The sequence below is a fragment of the Lactonifactor sp. BIOML-A5 genome (genome assembly GCF_009677585.1).
In the GTDB taxonomy this organism is placed as follows: Bacteria; Bacillota; Clostridia; order Lachnospirales; family Lachnospiraceae; genus Lactonifactor.
Window position 1 is genome coordinate 51,159 of the sequence record NZ_WKYV01000005.1, and the last position, 22,697, is coordinate 73,855.

The window sequence follows — 22,697 nt, forward strand, 5'->3', positions numbered from 1 at the left end:
ACAAAGTGCTTATATACATTTAAACGTATATACGTTTATACCTTTATAAAAAGCGCAAGAATACTTGATGTATTCTAATGCGCATGGTTTTCCTGTTTATCTTGTTACACTAAAATAGTATCGGCATCTGTCGCCGCGGATCAGTGCATGGCTGTATATTGCCGGTTTATTATCATGCTGATAAATGACACGGTCCATGACCAGTGCAGGCAGACCTTCGTCAAGATCTAAAAGTTTTGCATACTTCTCGTTAATAATGGTGGGCTCTACAAAAGCGGAGACCCGGGTCAGATTAATATTGTAATCCTGTACGAGTATCTCAGTCAGCAGTTCAGTGTCAAAGTTGCGCTGCTCCAGACCTGGAAACGCAGCGGCCTCCAGATAGTTTTCCTCGTAGATCCAGGGCTCTTCATCAGCCCAGCGGATGCGGATGAGATGAATTACTTCTGATTTCTTATCTATCTCCAGTCTGTCAGTGATGCTTCTTTTGCCTGGAATAACTTCTTTTAATAAGGTCTGAGTCTTCAGGGTAAGCCCCTGCTTTCGGATTCCCATACCGAAGCTGTAATCCCCGAGAAGGTCGTGGTTCAGACTGGGCCTCCTCACACAGGTGCCCTTTCCCCGTTCCTTTGTGACATACCCTTTTTCCGCCAGCATATTGATTGCCTGACGTACAGTTCCACGGCTCAGTCCAAAGGTATCGCACAGTTCTGACTCTGACGGAAGGAGATCTCCTGACTTCAGGACTCCTGTCTGTATTAAATGGTAGATCTGCTCTTTCAGCTGATAATATAAAGGCACCATACTCTGTCTGTCCAATGTAATGTCCAAAGTGGTGACCAAAATTTTACCTCCTTTTTGTTACTGTTTCTTATGAAGTGGTTTCAATATAACATATAAACGTATAGACGTCAATACAATTAGTGATTAGTATAATATTTAACGAAAATTTCGTGATAACATAATAAATTATCTCATCTTTTTTGTGCATTATATCTTGTAAGACACACATATTGGTTTTTTCCTGACATTCTGTGGAAGTGTATGGAATCATGAACGAAAAGGGTCTGAAATGAAGGAGAGCCAGCATCCTGCGGGGGATGCTGGCTTTAGAAAAAGAAAAAGTTTTGCGTTAGGTTGTTGGCCTCTTAACAATTATTATAATACAGGTAAATTGTGATGAATCTGTGATGAAGAGTTGAAAAAAATATAAACTGTGTATAAAGACTTTGGGAGAGGAACAAACGCTTGTGAAATAAAAACTATTTGATTATAGGGTTTTTTTCGAGAATGAGCATGCTTTGTGCTTTTACGAGGAATTGCTTTCCAAGGGTAGACAGATAATTGTTTTTCCCTTTGATCCATCCGATTTCATAAGAAAAAGGGCAGTCCATAAGACGAAGAGGCTTGATTCCGTCATGGTAGGTGTATTGTTGATAGGCGTTTCTGTTTGAAGTTGCAATATGATAGCAGGGTGTTTTATGCAGAAAGTCAATTAAGGTCGCCCGGTCGGATACCTTTAACAGAGTTGAAGGTACGAATACAGAGGGGGAAATATGCGCATCTGCCCCATCAAAAAGCTTTTGTTTTTCCTCATAATCAATCATTGGCATATCCTTCAGCATCTCGATGGAAATGATGTCTTCATCCGTTTTTTCATATAACGGAGAAGCTGAACCTACCATGACCATGGGTATTTCATCGGAGATCTTCTGATATTCCAGATCATGCTGCTCAATGTATTTGATCCAGTTATTTCGTGTAGAAGTAGGCAGGCTAAGTATTCCCAATTCTGATTCACGGTTATATACGGAATGGATGATATCTCCCCGGGATGCTTCTTCAAAATGAAAAGTAATATTCTTATCCTGATTTTGCTGAAACAGCTCTAAATAAATATAGGAGGCAAACAAAAAATAATAGGAAGATATACTTAGATTCATTGACCACTTATTCTGAATATCTGCCATATTTCTGATATAATCAAACTGTTTTATAGTCAGTTTTGCCTGGGTTAGAAATTCTTCACCAAAAGGGGTGCATCAATGCACAGGCACTTCCGGAAGTAGTTAAACTGCTCTTGGGTAATATTTATCTGGTCATGACAACCATTACCATTGCTCTTAGTACGGCATTTCCAAAGGTTTTTGAAAATATCCATGGAGCAACGGAGTTGGGAACAATTATGATCACCATGTGGTTTGTCCAGGTAGGCGCAGGTGCAAAGATTATGGATGTAATAGCTGTTGCTCCTGCAGTGTTTGGGTTTAAATTGATAATGGCTGTGTTAAATATCGGCGGAGTTATGCTGGTTGGAAAATTCTTCAAATGGAACATTGAGGAATGCTTTGCCGCTTCCAATGCTTCTCTTGGGGGACCTACAACTGCTGCAGCATATGTAATCAGTAAGGGCTGGAAGAGCCTGATTGCTCCGGCAACGCTGGTAGGACTTTACGGTTATATTATCGGAAGCTATTTTGCGGTGTTTACAGCAAATATTTTCCACTAGAGACAGTTTGAATGAGAGGAAAGTCATGAAGAGGATTATAGTTGGTGAGGTGATGCATGAGAGCAGTTCTCTTGCAAAATACCCTACAGAAGAAATAAATTTCAGAAGGACATTGATGTGGTATGAGAAGGAAGATGTTTTTAATCTGTGCAAGATTAGGTTTCGGGACTACTTGACCGGTATTATGGAAGGTGGAGCGGCAATCGGCCTTGAAATAGTTCCTGCATTCTGTGCGTTTGCTTCTCCGTCCGGAAAGATCTCCCAAAGATGCTTTGAGTCACTCAAGGAAAGCTTTTTTGCCGGAATTGATGATTCAATTCCAATTGATGGGTTCTGTCTTGCTTTTCACGGCGCAGGTGTGTCTGAACCGGAGGCGGATCTTGAAGGTGCATTTCTTGAGGAGATCCGCAGCCGCTTTGGCTGGGAGATTCCAATCGTGATGACTCTGGATCCCCATGCTAATATCACAGAGAAAATGATAAAAAATGCAGACCTCCTCGTTCCCTCAAAGCTTTATCCCCATATAGATACCTATGAGACGGGGGAACTGGCAGCCAGGTTCATGAAAACTTTGATTGAAGAACCGGATAAGCTTAAGATGCATGTAGAGAAAATCCCTATTCTTTTGCCCATTACCATGGGGTGTACGGATAATGAACCTATGAAATCGATCCTTCAATACTGTAATGGGAAGGAAAAAATAGAAAATATAAGATACAGTGTCTTCGTACAGGGATTTCCTTATAGTGATATCGAAGACTGCAGCTGTGCCGCAGTTGTAATCACGGATGGAGATATCGTTTTAGCGGAAGCCGCTGCCAAAGATATTGCAGATTATGTGTATGACAGAAGAGAAGAACTGAGATCAGATTGTTTGTCTGTGCAAGAAGGACTTGACGAAGCAGAAACTTACATCACAGAAGGAAAAAAGATTATTGTTATTAACGAAACTTCAGATAATCCCGGAGCTGGCACGCCTGGAGACGGTACATGGCTCCTCAGAGAAATGCTTGAGAGAAATATTGAAAAAACATGTATTGGTGCAATCAATGATCCTGAGGCGGTTCAGGAAGCAATCCGCTCAGGCGTGGGTACCACACTTAATCTACTGGTTGGGGGGAAAACGGATGATCAACATGGGGAACCCGTACGGATCCAAAATGCTTATGTAAAGAGTATTTGCGATGGAAAATACTGTATATTGAGTGATATGACCCACGGTCAGCCGGTTAACTTCGGTGCCTCAGTGAGGATTCAGGCGGGGAATGTGGATGTGATCATAGCTAGCAATAGTTATCAGATTATGGATGATGGAATATTTTCTTTACTGGGAATAGATTTCAGAGAATACAATATCATTGGTGTGAAATCTGCTCAGCATTTTAAGGCGTATTTTAAAAAGTTTACAGATCATATTATTACGGTTGATCCACCTGGAGTCAGTACAGGGAATCTTGAAACATTGAATCTGAAAAAGGTAAAAAGGCCAATTTTCCCCCTGGACTTCTGATGAGATAAACACAATCATCATAGAGCGCCGCGGAGAACTACGTTGAGCCCTCCAATAAAAATAAATGGATGAATAGAAGAGAACAGAGCATTTCAGCAAAAAGAACAGGCATCTAAAAGCTTGCTTCCTTTTGTCGAAGTGCTCTGTTTTATCCACGGATGTGTATACAAAATGAAAGACGGAAAACAGGGAATTCAATTCCTATGGCATATTGTAGGAGAAAATTGTCATGCATAATAGCAAAAAAGTGCTATCATTTATTAAAAAAACTACTTGACACAAAAACATACAGCAATTAACAATTTTATCCTGTTTCATCCATGCTATTCTGGTGATAACAAATAAAATGGGCGGAGAAATGGAAAAAAGACATGGGAGCTATGGCAACCGGACGGTTGCATACGGGTGGAAAATGGTACTATTTGAACGGTTCAGGAGCATGGACAAAGACAAAATAACGGGACTGTAAAAATCCGTCATTATTGGAAATATCTCCGATGATGGCGGTTTTTTTAGACATTTATTTTACAGATTCCTTTGAGGAGTTGTTACTTCTTTTTTATTTTATGATATAGTATAATGAGTAAACAAAGAAAGGCGTATCTGAGATGAAGTATATGAAGAAAGGCATAATACCGGTTATAGCAGTACTGGTTGTATTGGTTTTGATTACAGCAGGGGGATGGGGATATTACCGCCACATCGTTAGAGACATGCAGACCGAAGAGATAGACAGCGGCAAGACCTACCAGTATCATTATATGCTGATTGCCGATAATATCAGTTCCCCTCTGTGGCAGGCAATTTACCAGAGTGCCAAAGAGGCCGCGGCAAAAGAAAATGCATATCTGGAGTATGTGGGCGGCGATATGGTATCAGAGTATAACACAGATGACTACCTGGAGATTGCCATTGCCGCTAAGGCCGACGGTATCATCGTAGAGCCAAACGGCGACCCGGAGGTGGAGCGGCTGATCAACAAAGCTTCTGCCAATAACATACCCGTGGTAACGGTGATGGAGGATGCCTCCGGCACCAAAAGAAAAAGTTTTATCGGGGTCAACAGCTTCCAGCTTGGGCAGGAGTACGGGGAGGTTATCTGTAAAACTATGACAGAGGCCACCAGGAAGATTCTGGTGCTGATTAATGGGGACATTGAGGACCCCAGCAAAAATCTGACCTTTTCACAGATTAAGTCAGAGATAAAAGAACATTCCCCTTATGGTGCTCAGGTGGAGATAGATGCACTGAGGATTAACAGCGGCAGTACCTTTGAGTCGGAAGAGGCGATCCGGGATGTATTCCTGGATTCCCAGATACTCCCGGATATTCTGGTCTGTCTGGATGAGATAGATACCAAATGTGCTTATCAGGCCCTGATCGATTATAATAAAGTGGGACAGATGGATATTATCGGCTACTATCCTACAGAGTCATTTTTAAATGCTATCTCCCGGGGAACAACCTCGGCTGCTTTTGAACTGGATACGGAGCAGATAGGAAGATATAGTGTGGAGGCGCTCCGAGAGTACAGAGAGATGGGATATGTAAGTGAATATTTTAGTGTAGACTTGGAATTGATAACCAAAGAAAATGTTGCGGAGTATATGGAAGAGTAAAGAGAGAATAAAAGAATGAGACATTGGAAACAGATCATAAAGGATTTATCTATCAGAAAAAAGCTGCTCCTCTGCTTTGGGTTCACTTCCCTTCTGCTGCTGATAAGCAATCTGGTGCTCTATAAGGAGGTAAATCGATCCATTAACCGGATCGATCAGATTTATGTGAGCAATATTACCCTCAATGACTTGTCGGATGCGCTGACCAGTACCCATGAGGAGGTATATGAGTATCTGAGCACCAAAAGTTCCTCAGCGTTGGAGAATTATTACAGAAGCGGACAGCAGTTTCGGGATCTGCTGGAGGATTTGAACGGGGAAACCCGGGACAACAGTATGCTTCTGCTGGAGAAAAATATTAAAAACATGTCAGATACGTATCTGGCTACAGCGGATAATACGGTAGCCGCAAAGAGAGGACGCAATATACAGAGGTATAAAAACTGCTATGCAGAAGCGGAGGAGCTGTACCGGTACATTACTTCTTACATAGATAATCTGAACCGGCGGCAGTTTCAGGTGAATTCCAGCAGCTACAAAACCCTTCTGGTTTCTCTGCAATATATGGAGGTCGTAAGCACGGCGATCCTTATATTTGTGGCAGTAGTCAATATCATTTTTCTGGTTCTGCTTACCCAAAGTATTATAGGGCCCCTGATTCTGCTGGCCCGGACTGCGGACGAGGTGGCGGAAGGGAATCTGAATGCTCCGCTTTTGGAGGTTACATCCGCAGATGAGGTGGGCACTGTTACAAAAGCCTTCAACCAGATGGTGTACAGCATCAGGGACCATATTCAGAGAACGAAGGATAGTATGGAAAAAGAGCAGCGGATGATGGAGCGGGAGCTGTTGATGAAAAACCATCTCAAGGATGCGCAGCTGAAATACCTGCAGGCACAGATTAACCCGCATTTTCTCTTTAATTCCCTGAACGCGGGGGCACAGCTTGCCATGATGGAGGATGCGGAGAAGACCTGTCTGTTTGTGGAGCGGATGGCAGACTTTTTCCGGTATAATGTGCGGAAGATGTCCGAGGACGCCACTCTGGGGGAAGAGCTGGAGGCGGTCGACAACTATATTTATATTTTAAATGTGAGATTCGCAGGGGACATTAATTATATGAAAGAGACAGATGCCGGTGTGGAGGATATCCGTGTCCCCAGCATGATCCTGCAGCCCATTGTGGAGAATTCTGTGAATTACGGAATCCGCCACATGGAGGGGGAGGGGTACATCCATGTAACCGTAAAAAGAGAAGTCGGACAGGTAATCATTAGGATTAAGGATAACGGGAAGGGGATGGAGCCTGAGAAGATAAAAGCTATACTGGAGAATACGCCGGAGGGCCATAGGGGGCAGTCAGAATCCACCGGCATTGGAATCAATAATGTAAAGAGCAGGATGGAACTTTATTATGACCGGAAGGGGCTGCTTCAGATAGAGAGCAGAGGGCCGGATCAAGGTACGGTCGTGTCACTTATCATTCCTCTGGAGACAGAGTAAGTACACGGAAAGGAGAAGGATATGTTTAGGATATTGCTGGCAGATGACGAAGGAATTATGTTGGAATCCCTGAGAACCATTATTGAATCAAACTTTAAGGGCACGGTAGAAATACAGTGTGTGAAAAGCGGTCGGGCGGCCATTGAACTGGCAGAAACCTTCCGGCCGGATATTGTCTTTATGGATATCCAGATGCCGGGAATCAATGGGATTCATGCGATGCAGGAGATACGCAAATTCCATACATCTGTACATTTTATCGTTATCTCAGCCTATGATAAGTTTGCCTACGCACAGGAGGCCATTAATCTTGGGGTTTTGGAGTACCTCACAAAGCCTGTAAACCGTAAGGTAGTCATCGACGTTCTGGTACGGGCCATGCAGAAGGTAGAAGAGGAACGGCGGAAACGGAGCGAGTCCCTGAAAATCCAGGAAAAGCTGGAGACGGTGATTCCTGTGATAGAGAGCGGGTTTATTTACAACCTTCTGCTGCAGGAAGAAAGGAACAGGGAAACCGGGAATTACAGGCAGCTTCTGGATATCAGGGAAGAGTATGGATTCATGATGGTGGTCCAGTTTGGGGAATCTATTACGGAGGGAGTCCTAACCAATGCCGTGGGAATGAGTGTAAAAGCCCAGTCCTTTTACTCGCAGTTTCGGGAAATTATCAGAGGTTTTTTCTACTGCTGCATTGGCCCTGTGATGTCCAATAAGATAGCTTTGTTTGTACCCTGGGAACAGGAGGGACTGACCTATGACGAGAGGATCCAGATCATAGAGAAGTCCAGGAATATGGTCCGCCGTTTGGAAAAAGATATAGATGCTAAGTTTAAAGTGGGTATCGGCGGGGTAAAGCCATTTGAGGAACTTCAGGATTCCTATAAAGAGGCATCCAGAGCATTGACAGAGAGCAAGGGGCGGGTTGCCCATGTGGAGGATTTGCCCATCGGATGCGGGTATGTGGGGGATTATCCCGCAGATACAGAAAAGAAGCTTTTCCAGATGGTCCTCAGAGGGGATACGGACGGCGCCAGACAGCAGGCGGATCTCTTTTTTGAGTGGATGCTGCAGAATTACCCGGACTGCCAGGCAGACATTCAGATAAAGGTTCTGGAGTTTGTGATGCGGGCGGAGAGAGAGGCATTTCTCAATGGAGGAATGACGTATGAATTCCGCTACCGGAAGGATTACCTGGAACAGGTAACGGGATGCTCCAGCTACGAGGGACTGCGCGCCTGGTTTCTGCAGAAAATCACCGAAGTGTGCAAAAACATCACCAGTAAACAGGAAGAACAGACAGAAGGAATCGTAACCAGGGTAAAACAGTACATTAAGTCCAATTTCCAAAAGGATATTTCTCTGGACGGGGTATCTGAGATGGTTAACATAAGTCCATATTACTTTAGTAAGGTGTTTAAGGAGGAGGCCGGGGAAAACTTTATTGAGTATCTCACCAAGGTAAGAATGGAAAATGCCAAAGAATATCTAAAGAACCCGGAGCTGAGTGTAAAAGAGATATGTGCCATGTCAGGATACGGTGACCCCAATTATTTTAGCAGAATCTTTAAAAAGTACATAGGAGTTACCCCCAGCGAGTATAGAGAGAGGTTAGGCTAATGAAGAAGGAAAAGAAAATGATAGGGCTGTTCTTGCTACTGGGCATCTGTGCGGCCCTGACCGGATGCGGGAGCCAAGAGAAGAAGGAGGAGCCCGCCCCACAGGAGGATAAGGTAAAGATAGGCCTTTGCTTTGACACCTTTGTACTGGAACGGTGGATACGGGACCGGGATGTGTTTGAGACAACCGCAAAAATTCAGGGAGCAGAGGTCAATGTTCAGAATGCCAACGGGGATGTGGATCAGCAGATTTCCCAGATCCGTTACTTTATCAAGAAGAGAATGGATGTAATCACTATAATCGCAGTGGACGGCAGCAGTCTGACAGAGGTAGTGAGGGAGGCAAAGGAAGCGGGAATCAAGGTGATTGCCTATGACAGGCTGATCCGGAATGCGGATGTGGATCTGTATATTTCTTTTGACAATGAACAGGTGGGAAGGCTTATGGGGGAGGCACTGAAAGAAAGACTCCCGGAAGGGGGCAATATATTTGCCATTAAGGGGCCCCCGACGGATAACAATGTCAGTCAGGTAGAAAAAGGATTTTCGGAGGCAATAAAGGACAGCGGGCTGAATGTGGTCTACCAGCAGTACTGTGACGCATGGACCGCAGAGCTGGCCTACGATGCGGTCAGCAGAGGACTGGAGGCTTACCCGGATGTGGCGGGCATCATGTGCGGCAACGACGGGCTGGCCACAGAGGCGGTGAGAGCGCTCACGGAGAACCGTCTGGCAGGTACCGTAGTAGTCACCGGACAGGATGCGGATCTGAATGCCTGTCAGAGGATAGTAGAGGGAACACAGGCTATGACTGTGTATAAACCGGTGGAGGCCGAGGCAAAGACAGCAGCTGAGTATGCGGTAAAGATGGGAAAGGACATTTACGTCAATGTGACAGGGACCATAAACGACGGTTCTTTTGATGTTCCGTATATCAGCCTGGATCCCATTGCGGTTACGAAAGACAATATGCAGACTGAGATTATTGACACAAACTTTCATTCAGAGGAAGAGGTCTATCTGAATATTACAAAAGAATAGCACATAGCATTTTTTTACCACAAAAATGTCCTGTTGACACGGGACATTTTTTTATTATGGCAATAAAGTACAGGATGTCGTAAAAAAGTCCTGTAGATCCTGTGATATAGTTTATGCATAACAAAAAACAAAAAAATTTGGGAGGTAAGTAAAGAATGAAAAAGAGAGTAGTCAGTATTTTATTATCAACCATGGTAGTCGCAGGACTATTTGCAGGCTGTGGAACTTCAGGCGATGACAGTTCAAGCGCAAGCTCCTCTGATACAAAAACTGAGGCACCTGCTGAAGATAAGGCAGATGACGCCAAAGAGGCTTCTGATACGGCAACGACCGGTGGAAACGTAGTAGGTGTGGTAATGCCCACAAAGGATCTCCAGCGCTGGAACCAGGACGGACAGAATATGGAGCAGCAGCTGAAGGACGCAGGGTACGAAGTAGATATTCAGTACTCCAATAACGACATTGCCACTCAGGTATCTCAGATTGAAACCATGATATCCAATGGCGTAAATGTTCTGGTAATTGCCTCCATTGACGGAGAGTCCCTGGGCACTCCGCTGGAAAAGGCAAAAGAGGCAGGCATTCCTGTAATTTCCTATGACCGTTTGATTATGAACTCCGATGCAATCTCTTATTATGCAACCTTTGACAACTACATGGTAGGCCAGAAACAGGGCGAGTACATTAAGGAAGCGCTGGATCTGGAAAATGCAGAGGGACCGTTTAATCTGGAAATCGTAACCGGCGACCCGGGAGACAACAATGCACAGTTCTTCTATGGCGGAGCTATGGATGTGCTCCAGCCTTACATTGACTCCGGCAAATTAGTAGTACCTTCCGGACAGATTGAATTCGCAAAGGTTGCTACCGCCGACTGGTCCACAGAGAAAGCACAGAACCGTATGGATACGATTATCTCCGGCAATTACTCTGACGGAACAAACCTGGACGCAGTTCTCTGCTCTAACGACTCCACTTCTCTGGGCGTACAGAATGCTCTGGCATCCTCCTACACCGGAGAATATCCGGTTATTACCGGACAGGACTGTGATGTTGCCAATGTGAAGAACTTAATCGCAGGAAAGCAGTCTATGGATATCTTTAAGGATACCCGTGACCTGGCAAACCAGACAGTTAAGATGGTAGATGCTATTATGCAGGGCAAAGAAGCAGAAGTAAACGATACAGAATCCTATGACAACGGCACAGGCGTTATCCCGACCTATCTTTGCGAGCCGAAGGTTTGTACAGCTGATAACTACAAAGAACTGCTGATTGATTCCGGATACTATACAGAAGAAGATTTAAAATAAACATTACTTCAGGTACAGGCGGGCATATACCCGCCTGTACTAAATGATAGAAAAGGAGGGAGACAATTGGCAAAGATACTTTTGGAAATGAAAAATATCACCAAGACATTCCCTGGCGTAAAGGCGCTGGACAATGTAAACCTGAAGGTCGAAGAAGGCGAGATCCATGCGCTGGTTGGTGAAAACGGAGCGGGGAAATCCACTCTGATGAATGTATTAAGCGGTATTTATCCCCATGGATCCTATGAGGGCGACATTATCTATGATGGGGAAGTATGCAAATTCAGTAAAATTAAAGACAGTGAATCAAAAGGAATCGTAATTATTCATCAGGAACTGGCTCTGATCCCATATATGACTATCGGAGAAAATATGTACCTGGGGAATGAAAAAGGGAAAAAAGCCGCCATAGACTGGAACGAAACGTATGGAGAAGCTGACAAATATCTGAGGACGGTAGGTTTGCAGGAGTCCTCCAGAACACTGATCAAGGATATCGGTGTGGGCAAACAGCAGCTGGTAGAAATTGCAAAAGCACTGGCAAAAAAGGCAAGGCTGCTGATACTGGATGAACCTACGGCTTCCCTGAATGAAGCCGACTCAAAAGCCCTTCTGGACTTAATGCTGAAGTTTAAGAAGGAAGGCATGACTTCGATTATAATCTCTCATAAATTAAATGAGATTGCATATGTGGCAGATAAAATCACCGTCATCCGTGACGGAAGTACCATTGAAACTCTGGACAAAAGCAAGGACGATATTTCTGAGGACCGTATCATTAAGGGTATGGTAGGAAGGGAGATGACCGACAGGTTCCCCAAGCGGGAGAATACAGTAAAACCGGAGGTTCTTCTGGAAGTAAAAGACTGGACCGTACACCATCCTCTTTATTCTGAACGGAAGGTATGTGACGGTGTATCTATGAAAGTACATAAGGGAGAAGTGGTGGGGATCGCCGGTCTTATGGGGGCGGGCAGGACAGAACTCGGTATGAGCGTGTTCGGTAAAAGCTACGGCTCCCAGATCAGCGGACAGCTCTTCCTAAACGGAGAGGAAGTCCATCTGAACAATGTCCGCCAGGCCATAGGCAAGAAACTGGCCTATGTCACAGAGGACAGAAAAGGAAACGGTCTAATCCTTTCGAATCCCATTAAAATTAATACAACCCTTGCCAACCTGAAGGCAGTCAGCAGTCACGGGGTAATTGACCGGGATAAGGAATATCAGGCTGCAGTGGAGTACAAAGAGAAGCTGAATACAAAATGTCCTACGGTAGAGCAGAATGTGGGCAACTTAAGCGGAGGAAATCAGCAGAAGGTACTGCTGGCCAAGTGGATGTTTGCACAGCCGGATGTCTTGATCCTGGATGAGCCTACCAGGGGAATCGACGTGGGGGCTAAGTATGAGATTTACTGTATCATTAACGATCTGGTGGCGGCGGGTAAGTCTGTAATCATGATTTCCTCTGAGCTGCCGGAGGTACTGGGGATGTCGGACCGCATCTACGTTATGAACGAAGGCAAGATGGTGGGAGAGCTGCGGCGGGAAGAGGCGTCCCAGGAAGTCATTATGGCCCGCATCTTGAAATCAAGCAAAGGAGAGTAGACAATGGATAAAGCAAAAGTTTCAGAAGTTGTAAAAAAATATACCATGGTAATTGCTTTAATACTGGTAACACTGTTTTTTACCTGGAAAACCGGGGGAAAGATGCTGCTTCCCCAGAATGTGACGAACCTGATAGCACAGAATGCCTATGTATTCATCCTTGCAACCGGTATGCTGCTGTGCATTCTCACCGGAGGAAACATCGATCTGTCTGTGGGATCCGTGGTGTGCTTTGTGGGAGCAGTGGGCGGCTCTTTGATGGTTAACAAACACGTAAACACGTATCTGGCGATTCTCATCATGCTGGGCGTGGGCCTTTTAATCGGAGCGTGGCAGGGATTCTGGATCGCTTACGTCCGAATCCCCCCTTTCATTGTGACACTGGCGGGGATGCTCATCTTCCGGGGACTGTCCAACGTTGTGCTGGACGGACTGACCATTGCGCCTATGCCGGATAACTATCTGGAATTGTTCAACAATTATGTGGTAAACCCATTGGGAGGAAGCGGGATTAACCTTACCTGTATGCTGGCAGGGGTTCTGGCCTGCGTGATCTATCTGGTGGTTGTATTTAACGGAAGACGGGGCAGAACGAAAAAAGGATATGAGACAGAACCTATGGCAGGCATTGTGGTTAAGTCTGTAATTATATGTGCAGTTATCTTTGCATTTATGTTCCGACTGGCACAGTACAAGGGAATTCCCAATGTACTTGTGTGGGTGCTGGTGGTAATTCTGGTGTACGCGTATATTACCTCTAAGACTACCATCGGCCGTTACTTTTATGCGGTGGGAGGTAATGAAAAAGCCACCAAACTCTCCGGAATTAACACAGACAATGTATACTTTATGGCATACCTGAATATGGGATTCCTGTCTGCCATGGCAGCTCTGGTAACCATTGCCCGCCTGAATTCAGCGAATCCTACGGCAGGTACCAACTATGAGATGGATGCCATCGGTTCCTGCTTCATCGGCGGAGCCTCCGCATACGGCGGAACCGGAACAGTACCCGGGGTCATCATCGGAGCAACCCTGATGGGCGTAATTAATCTGGGTATGAATATCATGGGAGTGGATTCCAACTACCAAAAGGTGGTAAAAGGGCTTGTGCTTCTGGCAGCGGTTATCTTTGACGTAGTCAGCAAGAAAAAGTCACAGTAAATATGGAGTGAACGGACGTACGGCTGATGCCGTATGGAGGCAGAAGAAAAATTGCCGGCATTGCAGCAGCGCGAAAGGAGGTAAAACTGCAGCCGGTATTTTTTTATAGCATAAGCAGAAAGGAGAAAATATGGGAAGGACTATTAGAAATGTATTTTTGGGTATTATCGCAGCCGCGGGTACGGCAATCGCCGTACCGTCTCTGACGGTGGAGGCGGCCAATCCGCTTTTGCCCCTGGATGAGTATATCCCGGATGTTGAGGCAAAAGTATTCACAAATGAGAAGGGGGAAGAACGGCTCTATCTGTATGGCTCTCATGACGATTATAATTCCGGAACCTGGTGCTCTTACCAGTACAGAGTCTGGTCTGCTCCTCTGGAGGATCTGGAGGACTGGACGGATCACGGGGTTTCCTTTGCCTCAAGAAAGGGAGAGGGGTATCTCTGGGAGGGACAGGACACTGACGGTGTGGACTGGAGCGACACACAGCTCTACGCCCCGGATGTGTGCAAAATCGGTGATACCTATTATCTGGTTACCTGCAATGCCGGGGGACCCGCGCTGGGGATGGCAACAAGCAAGAACCCGGAGGGGCCGTTCAGTCCTGCCAAAAAAATACTGTACGATGACGGTACCGAGACCAGCAATATCGATCCCAGCCTTTATACCGAAGGTGAGGGAGAGAATCAGAAGGTCTATCTTGTCTGGGGACAGACAACTTCATTCGGCGGGCAGGGACTGCTGGGGGCAGAACTGATCAAAGATGAGAATGGTCTGTATACCGTAGTGAAAAAGGATACCCAGAAGGTGCTGTTTGGAGCGGGCAATGACGGCTTTGGATACTATGAGGGGCCGTCCCTGAAGAAAATAAACGGGAAATATTACATTCTTTATCCTTCCAACAAGGGCAAAGGAGTACACATGATGTCCTATGCCATAGCAGATGAGCCTCTCGGCCCATATACATTCGGAGGAAATATTCTGGATAATGACGGCTGCGATCTGGCAGGGGGCAATAACCACGGATCCTTCTGCAAAATCAAGGATCAGTGGTACCTCTTCTATCACAGGGGCTTTGGCAACAGCAATATGAGGCGAAAGGTCTGTGCGGAAAAAATCTATTTTGATGAAAATGGAAAAATTGGGGATATCAATGGAAATATGGTACAGATGACCAACCATGGCCTGGGCGGCCCTCTGAGCCCTTATGAAAAAGTAGAGGCTGCCTATGCCACCCACGTGAGAATGGACGGCTATCCCTCTGGCTGCTATCTCTCTGAACAGGCAGCGGATCTGCATCCTCTGGTAAATATTACGGATGGGAACTGTGTGGAATACAGAGACTTTGACTTTGGCACCATAGATCAGGAGCTCCAGTTCACCGCGCGGTTAAAGGCTAAGTCTGGGGGAAGCATAGATATTGTACTGGATGATCCCGAAAATGCGCCTATAGGTACCGTGATCGTAGGCTCTCTGGCTTCCTCCGAATGGACAGAGTTCACGGCCCCTGTCTCCAAAGTCCAGGGAATTCATACCGTCTACCTGAAATTCCACAGTCAGAGCAGTGAAAAGATCTGTGAGATGGAATCCTTCCGGTTCTCTGAGAGAAATGCAATGTTTTCAGAGACATTTGATGGAGATTTAAGAGCCTGGAAAAATAAAGCAAATTCCAGAATAATCGGCGGGTCACTTCAGCTAATAAACAATACTAATATGACAGCCCGAGATGGAATTGACTGGAAAAACTATAGTTTTGAAGCAAATGTGAAACTGGAAGATCAGGCAGCGGGGCTGACCTTTAGAAAATCAGATGATAAGAACTATTATCTCCTGTTAATGGGAGAGAACGGTCTGGAACTGAAAAAGTCAGTTCATGGGACGGAAACCACAGTTGGCAGTATGGAACAGGCCATAGAACCGGGTCAGTATACCAGAGTAAAGATAGAATGCTGCAAGGAGTGGATTACCGTATATGTGAACGGAGCTAAGAAAGGCGAATTCCGTGATCATTCTCTGCAGTCAGGTACAATAGGATTCTATCAGCCTGAGGGAAGTATGGCCTCTTATGACGATGTTGCAGTCATGGATACCATCTCAAGAGTAGACAAAATAGAGATCAACGGTATGCCTTTAAAGGAATTCACCGGAGATGTAAAAACATATTCCGTGCCGGCAGACGGCAGCGGGGCAGTTCCTTTTGTGAAAGCTTACTCTACAGCTGCCAAAGTCAGCGTGGAACAGGCCCAAGGGGTGCCCGGAGCTGCCAAAGTGACGTTTGACGACGGGGAGGATACCTCAGAGTATGAAATTAAGTTTTACACCAGTGACGAGATACAAAGTGATGATTTTACCCGGGACAGCGTTGGAGAGTTCTGGCAGATAGTAAATCCGAATGAGGCCAATGTTACATATGAGCAGAACAAGGGACTGACCATACAGACGGAAGGCGGGGATCTGGGAAATCAGTCCAACCCTGCAAAGAATCTGTTTCTGCAGAACGCAAACAGTGACTGGACCATAGAAACGGTACTAAGTGCCAATCCCGCCTTTGATCTCATCGGCGGAAACTGGCCTTCAGCCGGCCTGGTAGCCTATGGGGACGATTCCCATTATGTGAAGCTGGTATACCTTCCTAACGGCGTAGAATTAAATACTGGTGACGGGGACAAGCAGCAGATAGGCGTTACATTAACGGATCCCAATCAAAAATTAAGATTGAAATTAGAGAAGTCAGGCAATACCTACACGGGATACTATGCCCTGGGGGAGACCGGGGAATATAAAACCTTCAGCAGTAGGCGCAGTATGAGCGCTGACCATGTAAAAGCAGGCTTAATGACCACCGGATTCATGGCTTCCGGAAATCAGACAAAGGTCACCTTCTATAACTTTACAGCCACCAACGGCAGTTCATCAGTTCTGCCGGAACTGATACCGGCAGAAGGGGTTGCAGCAGATCAGAGTGTTATAGAACTGACCACGGGGGATACCGTCTCACTAAACGCATCTGTCGCACCTCAGAATGCTACTTATAAGGATGTGGTATGGAGTATTACAGAAGGCGCAGATGCTGTGGAAATCGTAAATGATGTTAAGTCAGATACCATTGTGCTGAAAGGAGTCAGAGAAGGGAATGCAGTAGTGAGGCTGTCTCTGCAGGATAACCCTGATATTTACGCGGATTGCGAACTACATGTCCAATCCCCGGCATTAGATTCTCTGACGGTAACCCCGCCTTCCAGAACGGAATATAAACTGGGCGAGGATCTGGATCTCCATGGTCTTGCCATAGTGGCAAACTATGTAAACGGAACCAGTGCAGAAGTAGATCCTGGGGACTGTGAGATTACCGGATTTGATTCTTTAACACCGGGAGAACAAACCGTTGCCGTTGCCTATACAGAAAACGGAATTACCAAAACAGGAGAATTTACAGTTACAGTTCTAAATGAAAAGGCGCTGACAGGGATTCTTGTAACGCCTCCGGCCAAGACGGAGTACGAAGAGTGTGAACCCTTTGACCGTACGGGTATGGTGGTTAAGGCACAGTTCTCAGATGGCACGGAGGAAGAGGTGTCTGAGTACGTGTTATCTGATGTGAATACCATGACTGCAGGAACAAAAGAAGTCACGGTAACCTATGAGGACAAGGCGGCAGCCTTCACAATCACGGTAAAGGAAAGAATACTCTCAGGCATTGAGATTATTGTGCCGGACAAGACGGATTACCTGGTAGGAGAAGCATTTGACCCTGCAGGAATGATCGTTAATGCAGTTTACAGCAATCAGGTGAAAGAAGAAATCAGCCAGGGGGCTTACACTCTGGAAGGGTTTGACTCAACAGAGGCCGGAGACAAGACGGTGGTTGTGTCGTATGAGGGATATACTGCGGAATTCGCAGTAAAAGTATCAGAAAAGCCAGAGGAGCCGGTATTGGCAAAGCTGGTTCTCACACCGCCCGCCAAGACCGAATATCTTGTGGGAGAGGACGAGGATCTTACAGGTCTTGCTGTCTACGCCTGGTATTCAGACGGGGCCTGCATAGAACTGGAAAGCGGAAGCTATGAAGTGAGCGCACTTGATACGTCAGCAGCCGGTATTCAGTACATTACAGTATCTTATGAGGGTATGACGGAGGAATTCATGATTGTAGTGTCAGAGGACACACAGGCAGAGATTCCCCACTGGGAACATGACCGGAACGGCTGGTGGTACAGCAACGGAGATGGCACCTGGCCGAAATTGTGCTGGAAGTCTATCCATGATACCTGGTATTATTTTGATAAGTACGGGTACCGTATGACAGGCTGGGTGAATGACGGAAGCCACTGGTATTACTGCAATGAAGACGGAGCGATGCAGACTGGCTGGTTCCGGGAGGGGAATACCTGGTATTACCTGAAGAATAACGGAATGATGGCTACGGGATGGCTTCTGGAGGGAAATACCTGGTATTATCTGAGAAATAGCGGAGCCATGGCCACAGGCTGGCTGCTGGAGGGAAATACCTGGTATTACCTGAAGGGAAACGGAGCAATGCAGACTGGCTGGTTCCGGGAGGGGAATATCTGGTATTACCTGAGAAATAACGGAGCCATGGCCACAGGGTGGCTGCTGGACGGAAAGACCTGGTATTATCTAAAGAGCAGCGGGGCGATGGCAACCGGATGGGTTCTGGACAGAGGCACCTGGTATTATCTGAAGAACAGCGGAGCCATGGCGACCGGCTGGGTACAGACCGGCGGCAGATGGTACTATCTGAAGTCCGGCGGTGGAATGGCCACAAACCAATGGATTGGGAAATACTATGTGAATAAAAACGGGGTCTGGACAAAAACCAGATAATTGAAACAGGCGGACAGATCGGTGGAACTTCCGGCAGATCTGAGAGCAAGGCAATCGGGATGAAATTACGATTCCCGATTGCCTATTTGTAGTCAAATAATACACCTTAATTCGTTAAAAAAACTGGATTATTTTACGATTAAAAGGACAAAAATGTGCTATTTACAATGTGAATGTATAATTATGCACAAAATAATGCAGTAAATAGCAAAATTGTCCTATAACTTTAGTGGTATATATATAGTACAGCAGTAATGAAGTAAAGTAACCCATTAATCAAATTTAATGTAAGAGGTGAAAAGATGAAGAAAAAAGGACTGCAAAAATGTATGGTTGCAACTTTATCTCTTGGGGCAATGCTGGGTATGAGCGCTGTGGCCGTTCATGCCGAGAACCCTATTGTACAGACCTACTATACGGCGGATCCATCACCTATGGTAGATGGTGACACTCTGTATCTGTACACGTCCCATGATGAAGACGGCCCAAACTCGTTTTATGAAATGAAGGACTATAAGTGCTTTTCTACCACAGATATGGTGAACTGGACTTACCGGGGAACTCCGGCAGGGATTCAGACCTTTTCTGCCTGGTCCGATCTTGGAAAGGACGGAGCCGCATGGGCTCAGCAGGTAGTAAAGAGGGACGGAAAGTATTACTTATATGCACCTATTCGAATTAAAGGCAAAGCATGGGGAATCGGAGTTGCAGTATCCGACAGTCCCACCGGACCTTTTAAGGATGCGCTGGGAACCTATTTGATTGATGCGGGATGGGAAGGAATCGATCCTACCGTATATGTGGACGACGATGGACAGGCCTATCTTTACTGGGGTAACCCAAATCTCCACTATGTAAAATTAAATGAAGACATGATTTCTTATGACATGGAGTATGGCATTCACACACTGGACATGACAACAGATGCGTTCGGTGAGGGAGACGGTAAGGCTGCATATCAGGAAGGTCCGTGGTTTTATAAGAGAAATAATAAATATTATATGGTATACCCTGCAATAGCAGGCGGCGGGGAATTCATGGCGTATTCAACCAGCGACGGCCCTACCGGTCCGTGGAAATATGGCGGAGAGATTATGAACAGTGACGGCCTGAACAGCTATACCATTCATCCGGGAGTAGCTGATTTCAAAGGACATTCCTATCTGTTCTACCACACTGGCTGGCTGCCCGGAGGCGGAAGCTTTACACGTTCCGTGTGTGTGGAGGAATTTAAGTACAACGAGGATGGAACAATCCCATTTATGGACAAGACCAGGGAAGGCGTAGAAGCAGTAGAAAATCTGGATCCCTATAAGCTGACAGAGGCGGAAACCATGGCCAGTCAAAAAGGTATCCGCCCATTGGAATGTGAAGACGGAAGAATCGCGGTTAAGAACATTCAGGACGGAGACTATGTAAAAGTGAATAATGTAGACTTCGGTGAAAAGGGTGCTGCCATGTTCACAGCCGGCGTAGCCTGCGGTGCTGAGTCTATGGAACAAAAAGGCGGTAACATTGAAATCCGTTTAGACAGTGAGGATGGAAAATTAGTAGGTACTCTCCCCGTTTCTTACACAGGCGGATGGGATGTATGGCAGGATAAAGCAACCAACGTGACAGGAGCCGAGGGCGTTCATGACGTATATTTTGTATATACTGGAGATCACGAGGGTGAACTGTTCCAGGTAGATAACTGGAAGTTTACCGAAAAAGGCGAGGCCCGTGAGCTTGCAGCCCTGAATGCATCTGTAGACGTATATAAGCTTTCCGATACAGCAGAAGGAGCAGCAGGCAAGTACAACAAGACAGCGCTGACAGTCAAGGCAATTTATTCAGACGGCAGCAGCGAGGATGTAACCGATCAGGTAGAATTCACCATGGATCCGGAAGGTATAGTGGAATTGAATGGCGCAGAGGTATCCGGTAAAACGATAGGTGAGACTATGATAACCGCCAGCTATCAGGGAAAAGAGGATAAGGTGCTGGTAAAAGTAGTTGATATTGAAGAGGAATACGGGGTAGAAAGCTTAACTCTGTCTTCCGAATCCGTCAATGTACGTGTAAATGAAGCGATAACGGTAACAGCTACAGCATCCTATAAAAACGGACGTACAGAGGATGTGTCTAATAAGCTGCAGTACAGCAACATCAGTGATCCTGAAGTTCTGGAAGTAAAAGACGGTAAACTTTTTGCAAAGGGTGTCGGTCAGTCTACGGTAGAGCTGTCTTACGCCGGAGAGATAGGGGCAGCGGCAACGGCTGCGCTAGAGGTAAACGTAACTGTCGTAAATCCATATGCCCGTGTGGAAGCAGAAGACTTTACGGATAAACATGGCTCCGTACGCATAGAGAAGTGTGAAGATGAAGGCGGCGGCAGTAACATTGGAACTATTGTAGAGGAAGACTGGGTAAAATACAGTGGCATAAGCTTTGACAAGGGCACATCAAAAATGATGTTTAGATTGGCATCCCTCTGGGGATTCCCCAAGTATATGCAGTTAAAGCTGGATACCCTGGAGTCAGATCCTGTAGCAGAATTTGAACTTACCAGAGGTACCGGTGGATGGCAGAATTACGAAACCTTTGAGTGGGATGTACCGAATATTACTGGTGTCCATGACATTTACTTATATTTCCCATCAAGAGATATGAACATTAACTGGTGGCAGTTTGTAGAAGAAAAGAATCCGGATCAGGAAGCTGCTGACGGCGTAAAAGCGCTGATAGAGGCTATCGGCACTGTAGAGTATACTCCGGAATGCAAAGCAAAGATTGATGCTGCCCGGGAGGCATATGAAGCGCTGACAGATGAGCAGAAGGCACTGGTAGATAACTTCAGCAAACTGGAAGAAGCAGAAAACACATATCAAGTGCTGGAAACAGCAGCAGATAAGAAAGGCCTTGAACTGGCAATTGCCATGGCAGAGAACCTGAAAGAGGGCAGCCAGTCATTCATCGGCGGCAGCTGGGAAGCAGTAGAAAAAGCTCTGGATAAAGCAAAAGAAATTATGGCGAAAGAGGACGCGACTCAGTTAGAGATCGATACTGCCTTCGCAGAACTTCTCAATGCATGTACGAACTTAACTCCCGGTGTGGAAAAGGCCGGACTTGAAGCTGCTATAAAAGGAGCGCAGGAGCTGCTTGCAGATGAGACCTTAGGGACCCGCTATACAAAAGAGAGTATACAGATAGTGAAAGATGCTCTGAGCCATGCGGAAACAGTATTCGGAACTACTTATGATGATGCAAAAGCTGGTCAGAATGCAGTAAATGATGCTACATTAAACCTGATTACTGCTGTAACCCAGATGATGGAGAAGGATCTGTCCCGTGTGGATGCCCTGATCCGTCTGGCAGAAGAGATTCTGAAGGGTGAAGATAAGTATACAAGCACTTCCGTACAGGAATTAAAGGCAGCGATAGAAGCAGCCAGAACCGTTTCTGAAAATCCGGATGCAAGTGCAGAGGACATTAAGGATGCGGCATTCAATCTTCAGAAAGCTATGACAAGTCTTAAATGGAGAGGTAACAAAGCAGAACTGAAGGCAGTGATTGAAAAAGCAGACGCAATCTTGAAAGACTCCTATAAATATCTCACATCCAGTTTAGAAAATCTTTCTGATGTTCTGGAAGAAGCAAGGGGAGTTTACAATGACCCGGATGCTGTACAGACAGATATAAACAGTGTGCTGAAGAAACTGATTGCTGAGTGTATGGAAGCAAGGCTGCTTGGCGATATTAACCAGGACAACAGTGTAGATGCTGCGGATGCTTCTCTGCTCCTTCAGTATACTTCTGAGCTGATTGAGCTGGATGAGATGCAGGAACAGTACGCAGATGTGAACCAGAATGGCGTATCAGATGCAGAAGATGCTTCTTATATCCTGCAGTTATCAGCAGAATTAATTGATACTTTTTAGCTAAGGCAGGGTACAGCCACACAGAGAATATTCTCTGTGTGGCTGACTGAG

Annotated in this window: 13 protein-coding genes; 11 read left to right on the forward strand and 2 right to left on the reverse strand. The window is 45.8% G+C overall.

What is annotated here, in order from left to right; all coding sequences use genetic code 11:
- Positions 1–96 precede the first annotated feature (96 nt).
- Positions 97–843: a GntR family transcriptional regulator gene (locus tag GKG41_RS05035; protein WP_072852333.1), complete on the reverse strand. Its 747-nt coding sequence runs from the start codon at positions 841–843 to the stop codon at positions 97–99.
- A 419-nt stretch (positions 844–1,262) separates the two neighbouring features.
- Positions 1,263–1,943: a LysR family transcriptional regulator substrate-binding protein gene (locus GKG41_RS05040; protein ID WP_173015518.1), complete on the reverse strand. Its 681-nt coding sequence runs from the start codon at positions 1,941–1,943 to the stop codon at positions 1,263–1,265.
- A gap of 62 nt (positions 1,944–2,005) precedes the next feature.
- Here GKG41_RS05040 and GKG41_RS05045 point away from each other — a divergent pair, with 62 nt between their 5' ends.
- The 11 genes from GKG41_RS05045 (at position 2,006) to GKG41_RS05100 (ending at position 22,646) form a co-directional block, all read left to right on the forward strand.
- Positions 2,006–2,509 carry a DUF819 family protein gene (locus GKG41_RS05045; protein WP_154257479.1) on the forward strand — a complete coding sequence of 168 codons (504 nt, stop codon included), beginning with the start codon at positions 2,006–2,008 and terminating at the stop codon, positions 2,507–2,509.
- Between the two features lie 25 nt (positions 2,510–2,534).
- Complete coding sequence (locus GKG41_RS05050; RefSeq protein ID WP_154257480.1) at positions 2,535–4,019, forward strand: M81 family metallopeptidase; 1,485 nt, start codon at positions 2,535–2,537, stop codon at positions 4,017–4,019.
- A gap of 608 nt (positions 4,020–4,627) precedes the next feature.
- The gene (locus GKG41_RS05060; RefSeq protein ID WP_154257481.1) at positions 4,628–5,638 is read left to right on the forward strand and encodes a substrate-binding domain-containing protein; all 1,011 of its coding nucleotides are present in this window, start codon (positions 4,628–4,630) and stop codon (positions 5,636–5,638) included.
- A gap of 15 nt (positions 5,639–5,653) precedes the next feature.
- Positions 5,654–7,141, forward strand: a complete 1,488-nt coding sequence (locus GKG41_RS05065) for a histidine kinase (protein ID WP_154257482.1) — start codon at positions 5,654–5,656, stop codon at positions 7,139–7,141.
- 21 nt (positions 7,142–7,162) lie between these two features.
- Positions 7,163–8,758, forward strand: a complete 1,596-nt coding sequence (locus GKG41_RS05070; RefSeq protein ID WP_154257483.1) for a helix-turn-helix domain-containing protein — start codon at positions 7,163–7,165, stop codon at positions 8,756–8,758.
- A complete protein-coding gene (locus GKG41_RS05075; RefSeq protein ID WP_154257484.1) occupies positions 8,758–9,798 on the forward strand; it encodes a substrate-binding domain-containing protein in 1,041 nt (346 codons plus the stop codon). Before GKG41_RS05070 ends, GKG41_RS05075 begins: the two co-directional genes overlap by 1 nt.
- Before the next feature lie 155 nt (positions 9,799–9,953).
- The gene (chvE, locus tag GKG41_RS05080; RefSeq protein WP_154257485.1) at positions 9,954–11,111 is read left to right on the forward strand and encodes a multiple monosaccharide ABC transporter substrate-binding protein; all 1,158 of its coding nucleotides are present in this window, start codon (positions 9,954–9,956) and stop codon (positions 11,109–11,111) included.
- Positions 11,112–11,177: 66 nt separating this feature from the next.
- Positions 11,178–12,716 (forward strand): multiple monosaccharide ABC transporter ATP-binding protein, encoded by a 1,539-nt coding sequence (mmsA, locus tag GKG41_RS05085; protein WP_154257486.1) that lies wholly within the window; start codon positions 11,178–11,180, stop codon positions 12,714–12,716.
- A gap of 3 nt (positions 12,717–12,719) precedes the next feature.
- A complete protein-coding gene (mmsB, locus tag GKG41_RS05090) occupies positions 12,720–13,880 on the forward strand; it encodes a multiple monosaccharide ABC transporter permease (protein ID WP_154257487.1) in 1,161 nt (386 codons plus the stop codon).
- 130 nt (positions 13,881–14,010) lie between these two features.
- Positions 14,011–18,726, forward strand: a complete 4,716-nt coding sequence (locus GKG41_RS05095; RefSeq protein ID WP_154257488.1) for a bacterial Ig-like domain-containing protein — start codon at positions 14,011–14,013, stop codon at positions 18,724–18,726.
- A 302-nt stretch (positions 18,727–19,028) separates the two neighbouring features.
- The gene (locus tag GKG41_RS05100; RefSeq protein ID WP_154257489.1) at positions 19,029–22,646 is read left to right on the forward strand and encodes a carbohydrate-binding protein; all 3,618 of its coding nucleotides are present in this window, start codon (positions 19,029–19,031) and stop codon (positions 22,644–22,646) included.
- Positions 22,647–22,697 lie beyond the last annotated feature (51 nt).